The following is an 18,319-nucleotide window of genomic DNA, read 5'->3' on the forward strand; positions in this document are numbered from 1 at the left end:
GACAATTTTATGTCATGCTCTTTTAACAAATTAATTCTCAAATACAAAATTAATCTTATTATCTTTCCACTCTAATTTCGCATCAAACGTTTTCTCGCCCTTTTTAAAGCCTTTAATTAAATCAGTCTTTTCACCTTTTAAGAGCTTTGTCATATTCTTTTGCGAAATTGTTTTACTTAATATCTTCTTTGAAATGGTGAAATCACATTGCGTTGTATTATAGTTAGAACAACCGTAAAACGTTGACTTATCAATTACATCGCCATCACATTTTTTACAGCTACCAACCTTTTTACCCGTTGTAAATTTCGATCCTTTTCGTTCAATCGATTCAACATGTAGTCCCGTGAAATCCCACTTCTCAGACATTTCCACTGCGTCTTCAATAATTTTAGCTGATAGCTTTTTCGTCTGTTCCATAAAAGTTGCTGGTGAAGCTGTACCTTCACCAATTTCCGCAAGACGTTGTTCCCATTTCGCAGTCATTTCCGGTGAAGCTAGTATTTTGTCACCAATTGCGGTAATTAATACTTTTCCTTTATCAGTCGCATACACTTGGTTTTTCTTTACATCTATATATTTACGGTCTTTCAGCATCGTAATAATCCCTGCGCGGGTCGCTTCTGTTCCTAAACCTTCTGTTTTCTTCAATACCTTCTCTAGCTCTTCATTCTCTAAATACTTACCAGCTGTTTTCATTAACGTAATAAGTTGTCCTTCTGTATAACGCTTCGGTGGCTGTGTTTTTCCTTCTTTCACTTTCACCTTTACAACTTTTCCTTCTTCACCTTCAGCTACAATTGGAAGAATGGTTTCGTCATCTTTATCGTCTTGGAAAATAACTTTACGCCAACCTTCTTGAATTTGCTGTTTTCCTTTTGAAATGAATTCAGCACGTTCATCTACAAGCGTTACAATCGTTGTATAGTCAAAGATTGCAACTTCATAATGAGCTGCAATAAGCCTTCTTACGATCATATCGTATATTTTCTTTTCATCACCTGATAGTCTCCTTGGGTTTGTAACTTGCTCTGTCGGAATAATCGCGTAGTGATCTGTTACTTTCTTTTCATTTACATAACGCTTATTGTTCATAATGGATTCAACCGGAGCCGGTAATAAACCTTTATATTCATCAAACTGACTTAACTTCTGTAAAATATCAGGGAACGTCGCTGCTTCTCCTTGAGTAACATAGTTAGAATCTGAACGTGGATAAGAAACAATCCCTTTTTGATAGAGTGCTTGCGTTATATCAAGCGTCTTTTTCGGTGAAAACTTAAAGGCTTTATTTGCCGTTGCTTGCAGTGATGATAAGTTGAATAAAAGCGGCGGCTGAAACTCTTTACGCTCCGTTTTCATTTCCTTCACAACAGCCGGTTTCCCTTGGCAAAATGCCGCAATTTTATTCGCCATATCAGGGTCTTTTAAGCGGGATTCATTATCCTTCTCCCATTTCCCGTCATATTTCTTTCCTTCTATATTAAAGGTTGCAAACACTTCCCAGAAAGGCTCTGACTTAAAGTTTTCAATTTCTTTCTCACGCTTTACAATCAATGCTAACGTTGGTGTTTGGACACGACCAGCAGAAAATACATCATTCATTCCTTTTTTCTTTAGCAAAATACTAAACACACGTGATGCATTCATACCAACAACCCAGTCAGCACAAGATCTTGTGTATGCTTCGTAATACGTATTAATTGTATCTGATTCGTCAAGTAAATTTTTAAACCCTTGATAAATAGCTTGCTTCGTTAAAGACGAAATCCATAGACGCTTCATCGGCTTTTGCACGTTACAAAGATTAATAATATTTCGTACGATTAGTTCCCCTTCACGCCCAGCATCGCCTGCGTGAATAATTTCTGTTACCTGTGGATTATGTAACAGCTGTTTCACAACGTTAAATTGCTTATACTTTGACTTTGTTACTTCAAATTGAAAACGCTCTGGAATCATCGGTAATGTATTAAGTGACCATTTTTTCCACTCTGCGTGATAATGCTCTGGATTACATAACTGCGTCAAATGACCAATTGCCCATGTACAGTACGCTCCATTTGGAAATAACTCATTCGCTTCTACCTCTAAATATCCATCTTTCCGGCGATATTTAAACTGTGAAACAAGAGCCAACCCTTGATCTGGTTTCTCGGCAATAATTAATTTCATTTTATAACTCCCTATCTGTATTCCAGTGTTACTTTCATTGTCTATATGTTTAGAAGCGATGATAAAACAACAATCTTATTTATCATTCGCGGTTTGTCTCGCAAATGGGAGACCTATAATATTATACGCTTATTCTTTATGGCTTCACAATAGAAACTCATAATATAACAATTTCTTTCACATGCTTACAATTAAAAAAGACGCCCTAAAAAATCAAGCGTTCCTTTGCTTACATCTATGAAATTGTGCAGATAATATGCAGATATAAATTATCATAAGTACACATATGATGAAATGAACGATAGGACAAGGAGGTATCATAATGTTTGCTTATACGTTAACTGCCCTAACACTTTGCTGTACCTCAATTCTTATTGCATCCAATATTTCTAAACGTAAGGGTACCCTAATGGAGTATATGGTATTTATTATGTCTTTTAGTATGAGTATCGGTTTAAGTATTGGTTTTTACTTAGGCATTCTCTTTAAGGGGGAATTACTATATTCTACTTTACTTGCTATTTTAATTAGTGGTTTTATCGGTTTTTTAGTGGGTCTACGTTTTCACCTATATACTGCTTTAGAAGGAATGTTCTCTGGATTAATGGCAAGTATGATGGGAGCAATGATTACAGAAATGTTAAACGCTCAACAAGCTCATAGTATATTGTTCATTAGCCTTTTACTTACTATAACGATTACTATGTCCTGTGTGATTCAATTGTTATCGGAGAACTTTTCTACTTTTATCCAACAGCGTTTTTTGTTATTCCTTTCAATTAGTGTAGTAATTATCGTTGCCGTATTCGCGACATTCCCAGATCATACTCCTGCACCTTCACCGGGGCATAATCAACATATACATTAGTACTTGCAACAAAAATGAATAAGCAGCTATCCATAGGATAACTGCTTCCTATTATTCTGGCTTATTAGGAATATTTTGGTTTGGAACATAGTCAGATTTATAATCTGTATAGTTCACTTCCGTTACCATCCCTGCTGAAGCATGATGTAGGTCGTGACAGTGGAGCATCCACTCACCGGGATTGTCTGCTACAAAGGCTACTTCATATTCTTCTCCTGGTTTTAAGTTCAATGTATCTTTTACAATTGGAGAACCTTCTATCGGTTTTCCATCTTTACTCAACACCTGAAAGAAGTGCCCGTGTAAATGCATTGGGTGATCATCCATTTTAGAACGATTTACCAACTTCACTTTTACTAAATCACCCTTTTTTACTTGAATTGGGTCAATATCCGGAAATACCTTTCCGTTAATTGTATATACCATTTCATTTCCATTCATTTGCGTATTTAAGTCCATATTATATGTGGCAGTATACTCTTGATTTAACGTGAAACTACCTAATTTTTTAGTACTATATTTCATTATATCTACTTTCGGTAATTTTTCTTTTTCGTCTGCTTTATCTTTCATCTCTTTACTGCCATCATATTCAATAACAGCTTTCATTCCTTTTGCACCTTTATTTTTCGAATGGTCTTCAACATACCATTTCCCAGTTTTATTAGCAGTAAATTCAATATCATAACGTTCGCCCGGTGCGATTGAAATTACTTTATCCTTTATAACTTTTGGATCGTTTATTGGTTGACCATCTGTCGCAATTACTTTTATATCATGACCGTGAACATGTATATCATGTGATAGATAACCAGCATTAACGAGTCGAAAACGAACTTTATCTCCCTTATTCACTTTCAATGGCACTACTAAATCACCGCTTTTTCCATTGATTGTGAATAAATCATACATACTCATATCATGACCTTCCATCTTCATATTTCCATGGTCCATTCCTGCCATATTGCCAGAGTCTTTTTGATCACTGCCCATGTCCATACCAGAATGATCCATGCCGTTCTTATCATCATTCTTTTCCTCATTTTCATTACCTTTAGATTTATTACCTATTTGCCCTTTTGTCATTTCTTTTAACTGCTTATTCATTTCTTCTTTATCTGTAACCCATTCATCCAACATTAATGTGTAATCTTTATCATATTTTTCCTTTGTATCTTCTACAATGAGCGCTCCATACAAACCTCTATCTAATTGATTTACAGAATCTTGATGCGAGTGATACCAGTACGTTCCTGGTACGTTCGCTTCAAATTCGTAAGTGAAACTTTTTCCTGGTTCAACTGCATCTTGTGTCACGCCTGGAATTCCATCCATGTTATTTGGTACAGGATATCCATGCCAATGAATAGATACTGGTGCAGATAATTCATTTTTTAATGTCACTTTCACCTTTTCACCTTTTTTCACCCGAATTTCTGGACCAGGAGATGATCCATTAAATGTCCAGACTGGAACAATAACACCGTTACTTAACTTTTGCTTTTCTTCTTTCGCTATTAAAGTAACTTCTGGTCCTTTTTCAACCTTCAATGGTTTTGTAGCTGTTTCAGTCTGTATTGTTTTTTTATCTTTCATATTTTTATGATCATTTGTTGTATTTGTGGCCAAAGAACATGCAGCAATTAAAAATATTACAGAGACCGTAACAGCTTTTAATACAAATCGCTTCATGGAAAATCCCTCCTTTTTCTTTTTCAAAATCATTATAGAAGTTGATTTTCAAGAAAATAAGGAGATGTCATTAGATCTTACGTAAGCTAATTGGAAGATTACTAAAAGTGGAGACATTACAAGAGGCGAATATTTTAGAAATACAAAATGCTTTCCTTGTAGCGACTATATTAGCCGTTCTCGTATTTGTTTTGACGTTATTTCTTAAGAAACAATAACACTTCTATTATTAAATAAGAAAAATGTAGCTAAAATGCTCTTCACAAAAGAACTTAGATTTTTGTATAATAAGAACTAATGTTCTTCACAGACAATAGACTCAAATTACACAAATATATCAAATAGAAGAGGATTGATATACGATGAAAATTGATAGACCAAAAATTTCACCAGAATTATCTTCAAAGAATTTTCAAGATATTTTTTATGAAGAAGATCCAACATTGGAAGTGTGTGAAATTATAGACTCCACTTTCGAAAATGAATCTGTAGATAGAGTACGATTATATGATGCGGTGATAAAAAACTGTAAGTTTACTAATACAGACTTTAGCAATATTGATATTACAGATGTTTGTTTTGAAAACTGTGATTTATCAAATGTTAATTTAAGCAATTCTTCTGTTCACAGAGTCGAATTTAAAAACAGTAAATTAATCGGAGTAAATTTCACAGAATCTAGCTTAGGAAATGTTAAATTTGAGAATTCAATTTTGAATTTAGCGGCATTTGGAAATTCTAAACTAGAAAAAATCATCTTCAATGAAACTTCATTAAATAATGCAGATTTTTTTGACTGTAAACTAAAAAAAGTTGAATTCCAATTATGTAGTCTTGATGAAGCTAATTTTGATCAGACATCACTGAAGGGGATAGATATTAGTTCTTCTAGCTTTGATACGCTTACAGTTTCAGTGAACGATTTAAGAGGATGTAAAGTATCAACATATCAAGCTGTTCAGTTTGCAACTTTATTAGGATTAATAATTAAAGATTAGTATTTCGAAGAAAAGAACCCTATCCCGAATCATGGATTTTTTAATTGTCCACGATTCGAGATAAAGTTCAAATAAATTAGTGATGACTTTTTATTATTTAACTACAGCTTGGTTTCCTTTTACATGTTCATTATTTATACTCATAAATTCTTCAATTTCTTCAACTTCTCTAATGATATCTTTTGACAAGTTTTCATACCCGTCTTTCGTTACAAGAATGTCATCTTCAATACGAATTCCAATTGATTCTTCTTCAATATAAAGACCCGGTTCAATTGTTATAACCATACCTTCTTCTAACACTCTATCTTTATATGTTCCTACATCATGTGTATCTAAACCAAGGAAATGGCTGACACCATGATAATAGTATTTTGATAACTCTTCATCTTCTTGAATTAAACCAATTGCTTTACACTCTTCTGCCAGTACCTTTTTTGTATGCTCATTTAATGCAGCGAACTTTAATCCTGGCTTAATAAGCGCTGTTGTTTCTTTTAATGCCTTTAATACAATATTATAAATTTGTTTTTGACGACTAGAGAATGTTCCATTTGCCGGGAATGTATAACTAATATCAGCGTTGTAGTAGTCTTTTTGAGCACCTAAATCTAGTAATACTAAGTCACCATTTTGAATTTGTGCATCATTATCTTCATAATGAAGAACTGTAGCATTTTTCCCACTCGCCAAAATTGTATTGAACGCATGGTGCTTAATGCCAGATGATTTCAGTGTAAAATCAAATTGTGCTTCTAATTCATACTCCATCATGCCTGCTTTTGCATGCTTAAGTACGTTGTAAATACCGTCTTTCGTTATAGCAATCGCTTCTTTAATAATTTCAATTTCTTCTTCTGTTTTAAATACTCGTAATTCACAAATGTTCGGATATACATTACCAATTGTTACGTGTGGGTATTTTTCTCTTACATGTTTAGCAAATGCTAATGTTTTTGTCTCCGTACCATTCCACTCACGACTTTCTATATCTAAATATAAATGCTTCGCATTTTCTGTAAAGAGTATATTTGACATTGTCTTTTCAAAGCTATCTAAATATACAACTTTCTTTATACCTGAAATTCCCTCTGCTTCTTCGCTAGAAACTGTTTTCCCAACCCATTTTTCCATTACTGGATCTGACTTTTCAATGAAAAGTGTCTCTTCTACACTATTCCCAACCTTTTTCAGCATAAAAATAACATTTGGTTCATCGATTCCCGTTAAGTAGTAAAAATTACGATTCGGTACAAATTTATAATGTGCATCAGCTGACATATGCGGTGCTTGCCCCGCAAATAAAATCGTAATAGATCCCTCTGGTAATGTGTTTGCTAATCGTTCTCTATTTTGAGCAAAAAATGTTGATTTCATAATAATCCCCCTAGCGTTTTATGTATAATTGTGAAACTAATTATTCAATACACTTCATTCCATTATTGTTATAATTTTTCGTCAATTTTTAACTAAATTTTAGATAGTATTGACACAGACAACTAAACAAGTTACAATAACTATAAATTAGTAAGTTACTAATCTGAATTTAAATAAGAGGTGAACAAAATGCAAAACATTTTATTCCGTATTAATGAATTATCAAAAAAAGAAAGAACGTCTGGATTAACAGTTGATGAAAAACAAGAACAACAAATGTTGCGTCAAAACTATACAGAAACATTTCGTGGAAGCCTAGATTCCATTTTATTAAATACAAAAATTGTTGATCCTAATGGTCTTAACGTTACACCAGTTGCATTACAAGATGCTCAAATACGTTTAAAATTAAGCAAATGAGTTCCGAGCTAAAGAATTTCAATAAAACATAAAAAGAGCTGGATTTCCTATATAGAAATTCCAGCTCTTTTTATTGTCTTTTTTAATTTAGTAAACGAGCGATACATCGCAATTCTCCACGACACAATCATCGCAAATGCAAGTAAGAAAAACATTCCACTTAACTCCGCTAAATCAATCGATTGACTTAAATATGATTTCAACGCTACTCGTACAGCTAATAATCCGACTAAAATAAATATAAATGCTTTTGACGGTTTCATATATATTTGTTCGTCTCTTATTTCAAACTTCGTTGTTTTTATAAGAAATACAGAGAAAATAAGCCCTGCAATAATTGCTTCTATTATTTCTAACGACGTTAATCGGAATTCCGGTAAAAAGTACATCATTGCTCCAGTACTCATAAAAATTGGCGGCAATATAATTTTCTTTTTCGTTACCGGTTTTTTCGCTGCTTTAAAGCGCAGAAACATGACACCAACAGCCATACAAACCGCTAAAATACTTGATAAAAGTGCTATCATACTCTTCCCACTCCTATCTATTTAAAAGACTTTTTGAGCAAAATCATAAACCAAACGAGCCCGATACTTATAATAACATGACCTAATCCAGCCATATGGCTTAAACCGTAAAAGTCAGTTCCATTTACTTGTAAAAGACCTCTCCATAGCATTGTAGCAATAGTAAAGATTACTCCTACATTATAAACAACAAACCATGCACAAAAGCTCTTTGTTTCTTGTACATGAAACACTTTACATAAAGCTAAAGCAATTAAAAAGAATACAAAACCGAGCACTAATACATGTGTATGCACTAATTGCAACATTGTGGATCCTTTAATTCCTTGTGCTTTCGTATACTCTCTTGCAAATACACCTGATAATAAACCAATAATTAAGTAAATAAATGCCGCATTATATAATTTCTTCATTCTATTCCTCCTGTTGTAAACTTTCTATATTCGCTGCAATTATTTTAAGCGAAGTTTATGAACGGAGTATGAACAAAATATTACATTCAATTTTTGAAAATAAAAAAGCCATTCCACAAATAATAATTGTAGAATGGCTTTTCAATTTATTTTAAATCTTCTATTGAGAAAGCACCTGGAAGTAATTGCTCAACAGTCACTTCTTTTTCATCACCTTTTACATTCGTTAATAATACAGGCATTTTCGGATCACAGAATTCAGCAATTACTTGTCTACACGCACCACATGGTGAAATCGGTCCATCAGTTTCTCCTGTAATAACTAAGTAACTAAAATCGCGCTCACCTTCTGATACTGCTTTAAATATTGCTGTTCTTTCTGCACAGTTACATAAACCGTAAGAAGCATTTTCTATATTACAACCAGTATAGATTTTCCCTTCTTTCGTAACTAACGCTGCGCCAACAGGAAATTTAGAATACGGAATATACGCTTTCGATAACATCTTGTTTGCTTCTTCAATATATTTTGTCTTATCCATATTATTTCCCCCTCAAAGTAAATGAAATGATGATTAGTCAGTAATAACTGTATGAACTAATTTAGGAGCCATTGCTGTTTCAGCGATAGAGATGTTCTCATAAATTTTTGCTTTTACATCTTCTACATTTTCACGATTTGCGTAACATTAATCCTACTGCTAAATCGATTTCATCTTCCTTCGTTGCACGACCTGCACCAAGTAACATAGCTGCAATACCAATCTCATCTGCAACAATGTTAGAAATAACACCTGAAGTTTTTGCAGGTACATCAATTACATACTTAGCTTGTGGCATTTTTTCTGGATTGTCTACAATTGAGCTATCTCCGCCTTGATTGCTTAAGAACTCTTTAAATTTCTCAGTTGCTTTTCTGTTTTTCATCACTTCAATTAGCATTTCACGAGCTTCTTCTAACGTATTTGCTTTTTTCGCAAGTACGACCATTTGGCTACCTAATACAAGTACTAATTCTGTTAAATCTTCTGGACCTTCACCTTTTAACGTATCAATCGCTTCTTTTACTTCTAGAGCGTTACCAATCGCAAAACCAAGCGGTTGTGACATGTCCGAAATAACAGCCATAGTTTGACGTCCTACATTATTTCCGATACGTACCATTGCATGTGCTAATTCTTTTGCATCTTCTTCTGTTTTCATAAATGCACCAGCACCTGTTTTTACATCAAGTACGATTGCGTCAGCACCAGCTGCAATTTTTTTACTCATAATTGAACTTGCGATTAAAGGAATTGAGTTAACAGTTCCTGTTACGTCGCGCAATGCATAAATCTTTTTATCTGCAGGTGTTAAGTTTCCTGTTTGTCCAATAACAGCTACTTTGTCACGGTTTACAATATCAATAAATTGTTCTTTTGTAATTTCAACGTGGAATCCTTCTACCGCTTCTAATTTATCAATTGTTCCGCCTGTATGTCCTAAACCACGACCAGACATTTTTGCTACTGGTACATCTAAAGCAGCAACTAATGGTCCTAATACTAATGTTGTAGTATCACCAACACCGCCAGTTGAATGTTTATCTACTTTAATTCCTTCAATTGCTGATAAGTCGATCGTTTCACCAGACTCAACCATCGCCATCGTTAAATCTGCACGTTCGCGATCTGTCATATCTTTAAAGAAGATTGCCATTGCAAGTGCACTCACTTGATAATCAGGAATACTTCCGTCTGTATATCCATTAATAAAGAATTTGATTTCTTCAGTCGTTAATTCTTTGCCGTCACGTTTTTTTGCAATAATATCTACCATTCTCATTACAATCACCATTCCTTTTTATATTATACGAATCTATTAAAATAATAAGCCAACGATTGTTGCTGATAAGAAACTTACTAATGTTGCACCGAATAGTAATTTCAAACCAAATCTTGCCACTACATTCCCTTGCTTTTCATTTAAGCTCTTAACCGCCCCTGCAATAATCCCAATTGAAGAGAAGTTTGCAAATGAAACTAAGAATACAGATATAATCGCTGTCGTTCTATCTGAGAAATTAAAGTTTCCTTGTGCTAAATCTGTCATAGCGACAAATTCATTCGATACTAATTTTGTTGCCATAATATTTCCGGCATTAACTGCTTCATGCCAAGGTACACCCATAATAAATGCAAATGGTGCAAATGCATAACCAAGAATTTCTTGGAATGAAATACCGATTACACCTTTAAATACTGCATTAATGAATGCGATAAGAGCAACGAAACCGACTAACATAGCTGCTACTGTAATGGCAACTTTAAATCCGTCTATAATGTATTCACCTAATACTTCAAAGAAAGTCTTTTTCTCTTCTTCTTGCACTTCTAACATATCTTCTTCCTCAGTAACCTCGTAAGGGTTACTGATAGAAGCGATAATAAAACCACCAAATAAGTTAAGCACTAAAGCGGTTACAACATATTGCGGTTTTAATAACACCATATATGATCCGACGATAGACATTGAAACGGTAGACATTGCAGATGCACATAATGTATACATTCTTTTCTCTGGCAATAACCCTAGTTGTTTCTTAACTGATATAAATACTTCAGATTGTCCTAAAATCGCAGAAGCAACAGCATTATATGATTCTAGTTTCCCCATTCCATTTACTTTACTTAATGCTAAACCGATAGATTTCACAATAATAGGTAATACTTTAATGTGTTGTAATATACCTATTAGTGCCGAGATAAATACGATTGGCGTTAATACACTTAAAAAGAACGAAAACTCTTTTTGATTTACTAGTCCACCAAATACAAAATTCACACCGTCAGCAGCATATTTTAATAACTCTCCAAAACCATCTGCTATTCCGCTAATTAATATATTCCCTACACTTGTATTTAATAATAAAAATCCCAAAATGAATTGTAATATAACCATCGTTATGATTGGGCGATATTTGACTTTTTTTCTATCATTACTAGCAAGCCAAGCGATACCTAAAATCAATACGAGGCCTAAAACACCGATTAAGTATTTCATAAGCCGTCTCCTCCCATTCGTATCCGCTTACATTTTTTTCAATTATTAAAGCAATAGATACACTTTACTTTGTGTATCTATCGCTTTTGACTTCATTAATGATTAGTAGTTATCTGTAGCACCTTTTGCATCATTTAATACGATTGCAACACTAGCACTTGCTCCAACGCGAGAAGCTCCAGCAGCTACCATTTTTTCTGCATCTTCACGTGTACGAACACCACCAGATGCTTTTACACCAACGTTTGGTCCTACTGTTTTACGCATTAATGCGATATCTTCAGCAGTTGCTCCGCCAGTTGAGAATCCAGTTGAAGTTTTTACGAAGTCAGCACCAGCTTTTACTGATAATTCACAAGCGCGTACTTTTTCTTCATCTGTTAATAGGCAAGTTTCAATGATTACTTTTACAAGAGCTTTTCCTTTTGCTGCTTGTACTACTTCATAAATATCTTTTTCAACAAGTTCGTTGTCGCCATCTTTTAAAGCGCCTACGTTGATTACCATATCAACTTCAGTTGCACCTTTTGCGACAGCATCTTTTGTTTCAAATGCTTTTGTTTCAGTAGTGCTTGCTCCTAATGGGAAACCGATTACAGTACAAACGTCTACATCATGTCCAGCTAGTTCATCAGCCGCTAATTTTACCCATGTTGGGTTAATACAAACAGAAGCGAATTTATATTCCTTTGCTTCTTCAATTACTTTCATAACATCTTCTTTAGTAGTATTAGCTTTTAAAATTGTATGGTCAATTAACTTTGCAATGTTCATTATCTTCACTCCTCATATCTTTTAACAACTTCATTCTAACTCTTAGTTGAACAAATGTAAATACACTTTTGAAATTTTGTTCATTCTTTTTTAAAAGGAATTTTCTTGTAGTAAATAAAGCGCATTCTAACAAAGAACATTTCAAATATATAATCAAAATTTTTATGTTAACAATGGTAGTATGTATCTCCATATCCATAATTATTTTTAAAAAGGCAACTTGTGTTCAAAAAACTCCTATCATTCATACATAACAAAATAAAAGGCGTTCTCAAAATTAACATCTTGAGAACGCCTTTTATTTCTAATCTTTTTGATAATGTAACAATTCTTTTGCTGTATGCTGATCGATAATTAATACATTTGCATACCCGCCACGTAACGCACCATCAATTGCTTTGATTTTTCTATTACCACCTGCAACTAAAATAGAACGTTTCTTTAATTTCAGTTCTTCTAACTCAATTCCAATGGTCCGCTTATTAATTTCTTCACTACTAATATTTCCGTCCCCATCAAAGAATCGTGAACAAATGTCACCGACCGATTGTTTTTTGAGTAAACTCGTTTCACCCTTATCGAAATAACCTAATCGGAATAATAGCGCTTCGTCTCGCACTGTTCCTACAGTGAAAATTGCAATATTCGCTTGCTTCCCCATTTCGATAATATGATGAATATGTCGATCCTGCTCTACTAATTCTTTTGTCACTGCATTATCAAATATAACTGGAAGAGGTAGATTTCTTGGCGTCGTTTGAAAAGCATCTGCAAATAAAGCTATCGTTTCATTCGCATATGTATTTACACTTGAATGACTAATACCACCTTTTAGCTGGACAACCTCTACCCCTTTTACATGTTGCGGTACGATTTTTCTAGCGATTTCATACATCGTCATTCCCCAGCTTACACCAACAATATCACCGTTTTTAACTGTCTTTTCCATATACTCAGCTGCATATTTACTTATATACTCTGTAATCGTTGCATATTCCGGTACTGGAGAAAATACAACATGTGCCTCTAACAAGTTGTATTTTTCTTTCAGTAAATTCCCAACGTTATCTAAATCCGCAAATGGATCAGCGATGCTAATTTGAACAAACCCTTTTTCTTTCGCATACTTTAACAATCTAGAAATTGTTGGTCTTGAAATATTTAATTTGTTAGCAATTTCTTGCTGACTATAATCTGATTGATAATATAATCTTGCAACTTCAACGCTTAATTGTTGTTTATCTTTTTCCATAGTAACTCATTACAAATCCCTTCCTGTATTTCCCTTTCGTTACAAGCATTATACAGCTTTATGCAAAAAAATTCGACTACCGAATTTTATCTATCTGAACTTCTACTACACTTAATATATAATGAAAACTTATTGTGTAGATTTACAAACTCAATATAGATACGCTTGAAACATGTAAATCGATTAACATTTAATTCACATTTTTTCTGTAGTAACGATAACAAAGCCGTTCAATAAGAAACATGAAACATCATCTAAAAACTATTCAAATACCCCTTATAAACAGAAGATACTATTTATAAGGGGTATTTATTCAATTTAATTTTATAAAAATTGGATGGAAACAATGCAAGTTCTCACTTATTTAGAATAAGTGAAAAGATGATGTTTTATTTGTTCAATAAAATAATGATGGTGTATATTATCGTTAGATACTCGACTTGCCATAATAGCCCCCTCCATTGAAGAGGCAAGAAAGGAAGCGAGTGATATAACCTCTATATCTTCTTTAAATTCTTGTTTCTCTATTCCTTCTTTTATGAGAGAAGCCATTAACATTACTGTATCATCATAACCTTTTGCTGCTGCTTTTTGTAATTCTGTAAATACTCCAGTACTTTCAATGGCACTATTAAGTAATGGACAGCCTCCAGCAATAGGAGGATTATTAGCTGCATCTTGATATACAAGGAAAATTGCAAGGATTTTATCAATTGCTGTCTTTTTATTTTCCATTGCTTTATGAAAATGACTCCACATAATCTCACCACTTTTGTCGTAGGCAGCAAGGACAATTTCTTCTTTACTTTTGAATCTACGATAAATAGATCCTTTAGGTAGTTCAGTAGCTGTCATTATATCCTGGATGGATGTGCGAGTTATCCCATTAGTATTAAATAAATATAAAGATGTTTCAATAATTTTTTCTTTAACCTTATCAACTTTAGTCATGCTTTGTAATCCTCCTAATGAAAACGATCCTAATATTCTAGGTAATGTTTACCCTCTATTTTCTTAATTTTTTTGTAAGTATAAATAAGTTTGGAACAGAAATATCTTATCAATCCCTATCTTATGGAAACCTCAAACAATACAGTTTGAAAAGAAGTTAATCAAATTGTATTACCTACATAACTTAAGTGAATTTTCTGTCAAAACAACATGACCAATTGTTTAATTCAGTCATATTATACAACTAATTTCATCTAAAATCGTAGAGGTGTAAAAATATATAGTTAATTTTAACGTATAGACATATGATTATTATATATAATTTTTATCAATATGTTTAGCTAAAGTGTTTGAACTACTCCCACTTTCACTTCATTCTATAAAAGATTAACCATTAATGATTACTGGAATTAAATTGTAACAAAGCAACTGAAATATAAATATATTTGCTTTTTTCCATTTTGATTTTGTTAATACTTTATAAAAAGGGTTTAAAAAACTAGAAACTTGTAGTATCATTAGATTTCGATTCGGACCGAACCGTCCGGTTTAGAATCCTATATAAATATATTTAGAAGGAGAGCGTTATGCAGAAAGAAAAATCAAAAATTATAGGTAATTTAATTATGGGGGCAATACAGTGAACTTTATAAAAATGAATAAAAAAGAAATCATTATGCTAATAATCTTTACACTGTTTGTACCATTTCAAATTGGCTTGTACATACTATTTGGCATATCACTTTTAGCTAATGTCAATTTAGTTGAATCAGAATTTGTTCTGAGTGCCATCGGTTTTACTGTACCTGCTATTGTAGGAATCATTTGCTTTAGGAAAGAAATTATTGAAAGTTTTACTTATTTTAAAGAGAAGACAATTTTGAAAATAGTAAGTATTCCTATGGTAGTTTTATTTACGTTAATTGTGGAACAGTGTGTTATGTATTTTCTAGCAACTGGTCAACCAGAGAACCAAGAGCAGCTCCTTGAAACGGGTGCAGAGGTACCTCTTGTATTTACATTGCTTGTATTTGGTATTCTGGGTCCAATACTTGAAGAAATTGTGTTTCGCCACATATTAATAAATCGTTTTTCTTACCATATTGGTACCGCTATTGCATCTATCATTTCGATTATGATTTTTACACTTCTTCATACGAACCAACTTTCGGATATTGCTATTTATTTACCTGGATCGTTGATACTTACTGCGGCTTATCTTATTTCTAAAAGATCCATTGCATATGTTATAGCGATACATATGTTAAACAATTGTCTTGGTTTCATTCTGTAAGAAACTAGACTTGTTTCTGGTGCCAAAAATACTTTTTCTATGACATAAGAAAGCTAATCAAAAATTATAAAATATTAGGAGAGTGTCAGTCATGATTGTAACAACAACTTCTGGAATTCAAGGTAAAGAGATTATTGAGTATATTGATATTGTAAATGGTGAAGCTATTATGGGTGCAAATATTGTCCGCGATGTATTCGCTTCCGTTCGTGATGTTGTCGGTGGCCGTGTTGGTGCTTATGAAAGTAAACTAAAAGACGCTCGTGATATTGCAATGGGCGAAATGAAAGAACTTGCAAAAGAAAAAGGTGCGAACGCTATCGTTGGTATTGACGTAGATTACGAAGTTGTTCGTGATGGAATGTTAATGGTTGCTGTCAGTGGTACAGCTGTGCGTATATAAGTAAATAAAAAACGGTTCCTCCCTTGGAATTTATACTTTGATGGGAGATCCTGGTTCTGTTGCAGATTTTAAAGAATAAAACGAGAAATAATCAACTTTTTTATTTCTCGTTTTATCTACATATTTATTTTTGGAAAAATAACCTAACTCCAAATACTAACAATACTATGCCCGTAATACCCTCCATTGTACGGTTCACTCTTTCTTTTCTTAAAAAAGTTCTTAATTGACGTATGAGTGAGATGTAAAGTAAATACCATATTGCTGTCAAAGTCGTAAATGTGACTCCTAATAAAAGAAATTGGAGGAAATGATTTTGATTACTCACAATAAATTGGGGTAAAAAACTAAGGAAAAATACAGCGGTTTTTGGATTTAAAATTGCCGTAGTAAATCCTTGTCTAAAGCTTTTAATTGCCCCAATATCCTTAGAGTCCATTTCTGCTGAACCTGACATATCTTCTTTTTTATGTAAGGCACTTTTAATTGACTTTACAGCTAAATAAATTAAATAAACAGCCCCAGCATATTTTATAAATGTAAATAACATAGCAAATTTCATTAAGATAGCAGAAAGTCCTAACGTAGCCATTATTGTATGAATCATCATTCCAGATATCGTTCCTAAAACAGTCTTTATCCCGCCATTTTTACCATGCGAGATAGTATTTTTTGTAACTAGTGCAAAACCAGGACCAGGCATCATTATGATTAGCATTGCTGTAAGGATAAATAATAGATAATTTTCCATGTTGTAGTATTTCCTCTCCAATTTTTAGTTTTGCTTACAGTATAGCTTTTTTCATTAAAACATTACATATAAAAGACTTGATCAGAAATTTATTTAGGTTATTCGTATCAATTTGATTAAATATTACCCAATAGCCACATTGATAAAACATATGACAAACTTATATATAATTACAAGTTCAACTCTCACAAAAAAACAGGATAAAAAAATAAACAGCAGAACTAGTCCACTGTTTACTTTGCCACACCTTCATGTAATTTTTCTGTATAATCCTTTACATCTTTCGCTGTATGTAAATCTTCTTTTATAAACGTAAACTCTTCCGGACTAATCCCTTTTACGTTTTGTAGTAAATTATTATATTTTGCACCTACTGTATACCATTGATTTGATATGTTTTGTAGTGCTGTAATTGCTGCATCGATTGTTTCTGTCATGTTTGTTGTTTTATTTTTTACATCAGTCAAAATTACGACTTCTGCTTGTGCTCCTGAAATTCTATCTTTTAAATTGGCGATTTCTCTTTCTGCATTTGCGATATCTTTTTTCGCAACCGCAATCATCGGCCCGCCAGCAAGACATGTTATTAGAGCTACGCAAAGTACGCCACCAGCAATGACCATATCATTACTCTTTTTAATCGAATCGTTATATGTATTTATTTGTTGCTCTAGAGCTGGAATACCAGCATTCGTACTTGCCAATATCGCTGTTAACTGATTTGTATCCTCTTTGAAACTATTTGTATCTTTCGCCATTCTATCGCGAAAAGCTTTCAAATTTCCTAATAATCCATCTACCTCATTTTGATTCTTTACAATATCCGCATACAACTTTTCTAAATCCGCTTTTAATTTTCCGCTATCCTTTTGATCAATCGCTATTAACATGTCATTATAATACGATTGAAAAGTATTATTGTAATTTATAATATTTTGATCCGTTTTCATAATTTGAGGCTTCATATTATTTAACCAATATGCTGCATTAATTTTTGCATCTCTTTGATGCTGAATCATATTCTCTTTAAATTCACTATTAATCGAACTTATTTTACTTAAATCCGTCTCTTGTTGATTTTGAATTAATTTTGCATATGAATCCATTGCAAATATGCTTGATGTCGTTTGTGCCATTACATCTTGGAATCCTGCTGGTCCAAGAGAATAGTTTTTCACATTTTCTTGTAGCACCTTTGCATTTTGTTCTGCTGCAAAAGGATGTAAAGGAAATGCGTTACTCGTTGCCACCCCAGCAATCATTACCGCTAAAAGACATTTTTTATAAAATCGTTTCTGCATATTTTTCACCTATTCTCTTTATAAGGATATCAAAAGCTCCTGCTCACAACTGAACAGGAGCTTCAAATCATTCATCAACAC

The 18,319-nt window shown here is 33.2% G+C and carries 17 protein-coding genes and 1 pseudogene; 5 read left to right on the forward strand and 13 right to left on the reverse strand.

Annotated elements, in window-relative coordinates; genetic code table 11:
• Positions 1 to 30 precede the first annotated feature (30 nt).
• The gene (gene topB / locus MR169_RS14770; RefSeq protein ID WP_242319603.1) at positions 31 to 2,175 is read right to left on the reverse strand and encodes a DNA topoisomerase III; all 2,145 of its coding nucleotides are present in this window, start codon (positions 2,173 to 2,175) and stop codon (positions 31 to 33) included.
• 322 nt (positions 2,176 to 2,497) lie between these two features.
• On the opposite strand from topB, the gene MR169_RS14775 reads away from it, so the two are divergent.
• Positions 2,498 to 3,043: a hypothetical protein gene (locus MR169_RS14775; protein ID WP_000458520.1), complete on the forward strand. Its 546-nt coding sequence runs from the start codon at positions 2,498 to 2,500 to the stop codon at positions 3,041 to 3,043.
• Between the two features lie 51 nt (positions 3,044 to 3,094).
• Here the strand turns inward: MR169_RS14775 and MR169_RS14780 are convergent, their stop codons facing one another.
• Positions 3,095 to 4,735 carry a multicopper oxidase family protein gene (locus MR169_RS14780; protein ID WP_136986531.1) on the reverse strand — a complete coding sequence of 547 codons (1,641 nt, stop codon included), beginning with the start codon at positions 4,733 to 4,735 and terminating at the stop codon, positions 3,095 to 3,097.
• Positions 4,736 to 5,097: 362 nt separating this feature from the next.
• On the opposite strand from MR169_RS14780, the gene MR169_RS14785 reads away from it, so the two are divergent.
• The gene (locus tag MR169_RS14785) at positions 5,098 to 5,733 is read left to right on the forward strand and encodes a pentapeptide repeat-containing protein (RefSeq protein ID WP_044795727.1); all 636 of its coding nucleotides are present in this window, start codon (positions 5,098 to 5,100) and stop codon (positions 5,731 to 5,733) included.
• Positions 5,734 to 5,826: 93 nt separating this feature from the next.
• On the opposite strand, the gene MR169_RS14790 is transcribed toward MR169_RS14785, so the two are convergent.
• Entirely contained in the window at positions 5,827 to 7,110 is a 1,284-nt protein-coding gene (locus tag MR169_RS14790) for an aminopeptidase P family protein (protein ID WP_044795726.1), read from the reverse strand.
• Between the two features lie 189 nt (positions 7,111 to 7,299).
• On the opposite strand from MR169_RS14790, the gene MR169_RS14795 reads away from it, so the two are divergent.
• Positions 7,300 to 7,530: a DUF896 domain-containing protein gene (locus tag MR169_RS14795; protein WP_001179616.1), complete on the forward strand. Its 231-nt coding sequence runs from the start codon at positions 7,300 to 7,302 to the stop codon at positions 7,528 to 7,530.
• Between the two features lie 47 nt (positions 7,531 to 7,577).
• On the opposite strand, the gene MR169_RS14800 is transcribed toward MR169_RS14795, so the two are convergent.
• The 8 genes and pseudogenes from MR169_RS14800 to MR169_RS14835 form a co-directional block, all read right to left on the reverse strand.
• Complete coding sequence (locus tag MR169_RS14800) at positions 7,578 to 8,057, reverse strand: CcdC family protein (RefSeq protein WP_000561044.1); 480 nt, start codon at positions 8,055 to 8,057, stop codon at positions 7,578 to 7,580.
• 17 nt (positions 8,058 to 8,074) lie between these two features.
• A complete protein-coding gene (locus MR169_RS14805) occupies positions 8,075 to 8,470 on the reverse strand; it encodes a DUF2871 domain-containing protein (protein ID WP_000737876.1) in 396 nt (131 codons plus the stop codon).
• A gap of 146 nt (positions 8,471 to 8,616) precedes the next feature.
• The gene (locus tag MR169_RS14810) at positions 8,617 to 9,012 is read right to left on the reverse strand and encodes a cytidine deaminase (protein WP_242319604.1); all 396 of its coding nucleotides are present in this window, start codon (positions 9,010 to 9,012) and stop codon (positions 8,617 to 8,619) included.
• 33 nt (positions 9,013 to 9,045) lie between these two features.
• Positions 9,046 to 10,294 (reverse strand): annotated as a pseudogene (locus MR169_RS14815) (pyrimidine-nucleoside phosphorylase).
• 36 nt (positions 10,295 to 10,330) lie between these two features.
• On the reverse strand, positions 10,331 to 11,512 hold the full coding sequence (locus MR169_RS14820) for a NupC/NupG family nucleoside CNT transporter (protein ID WP_242319605.1): 1,182 nt from the start codon (positions 11,510 to 11,512) through the stop codon (positions 10,331 to 10,333).
• Positions 11,513 to 11,614: 102 nt separating this feature from the next.
• On the reverse strand, positions 11,615 to 12,286 hold the full coding sequence (deoC, locus tag MR169_RS14825; RefSeq protein WP_044795722.1) for a deoxyribose-phosphate aldolase: 672 nt from the start codon (positions 12,284 to 12,286) through the stop codon (positions 11,615 to 11,617).
• Between the two features lie 304 nt (positions 12,287 to 12,590).
• A complete protein-coding gene (locus tag MR169_RS14830) occupies positions 12,591 to 13,538 on the reverse strand; it encodes a sugar-binding transcriptional regulator (protein ID WP_000409785.1) in 948 nt (315 codons plus the stop codon).
• 360 nt (positions 13,539 to 13,898) lie between these two features.
• Positions 13,899 to 14,489, reverse strand: coding sequence for a TetR/AcrR family transcriptional regulator (locus MR169_RS14835; protein ID WP_242319606.1), 591 nt, complete (start codon positions 14,487 to 14,489; stop codon positions 13,899 to 13,901).
• Positions 14,490 to 15,129: 640 nt separating this feature from the next.
• On the opposite strand from MR169_RS14835, the gene MR169_RS14840 reads away from it, so the two are divergent.
• Positions 15,130 to 15,783 carry a CPBP family intramembrane glutamic endopeptidase gene (locus MR169_RS14840; RefSeq protein ID WP_001009301.1) on the forward strand — a complete coding sequence of 218 codons (654 nt, stop codon included), beginning with the start codon at positions 15,130 to 15,132 and terminating at the stop codon, positions 15,781 to 15,783.
• Positions 15,784 to 15,874: 91 nt separating this feature from the next.
• Complete coding sequence (locus MR169_RS14845; RefSeq protein WP_000637518.1) at positions 15,875 to 16,186, forward strand: heavy metal-binding domain-containing protein; 312 nt, start codon at positions 15,875 to 15,877, stop codon at positions 16,184 to 16,186.
• Between the two features lie 124 nt (positions 16,187 to 16,310).
• Here the strand turns inward: MR169_RS14845 and MR169_RS14850 are convergent, their stop codons facing one another.
• Positions 16,311 to 16,937 (reverse strand): LysE family translocator, encoded by a 627-nt coding sequence (locus MR169_RS14850; protein WP_000433001.1) that lies wholly within the window; start codon positions 16,935 to 16,937, stop codon positions 16,311 to 16,313.
• Between the two features lie 233 nt (positions 16,938 to 17,170).
• Positions 17,171 to 18,238, reverse strand: a complete 1,068-nt coding sequence (gene nheC / locus MR169_RS14855; protein WP_242319607.1) for a non-hemolytic enterotoxin subunit C — start codon at positions 18,236 to 18,238, stop codon at positions 17,171 to 17,173.
• Positions 18,239 to 18,319: the final 81 nt, after the last annotated feature.

Origin of the sequence: Bacillus cereus group sp. BfR-BA-01349 (assembly GCF_022663795.1) — a bacterium.
GTDB lineage: Bacteria > Bacillota > Bacilli > Bacillales > Bacillaceae_G > Bacillus_A > Bacillus_A cereus.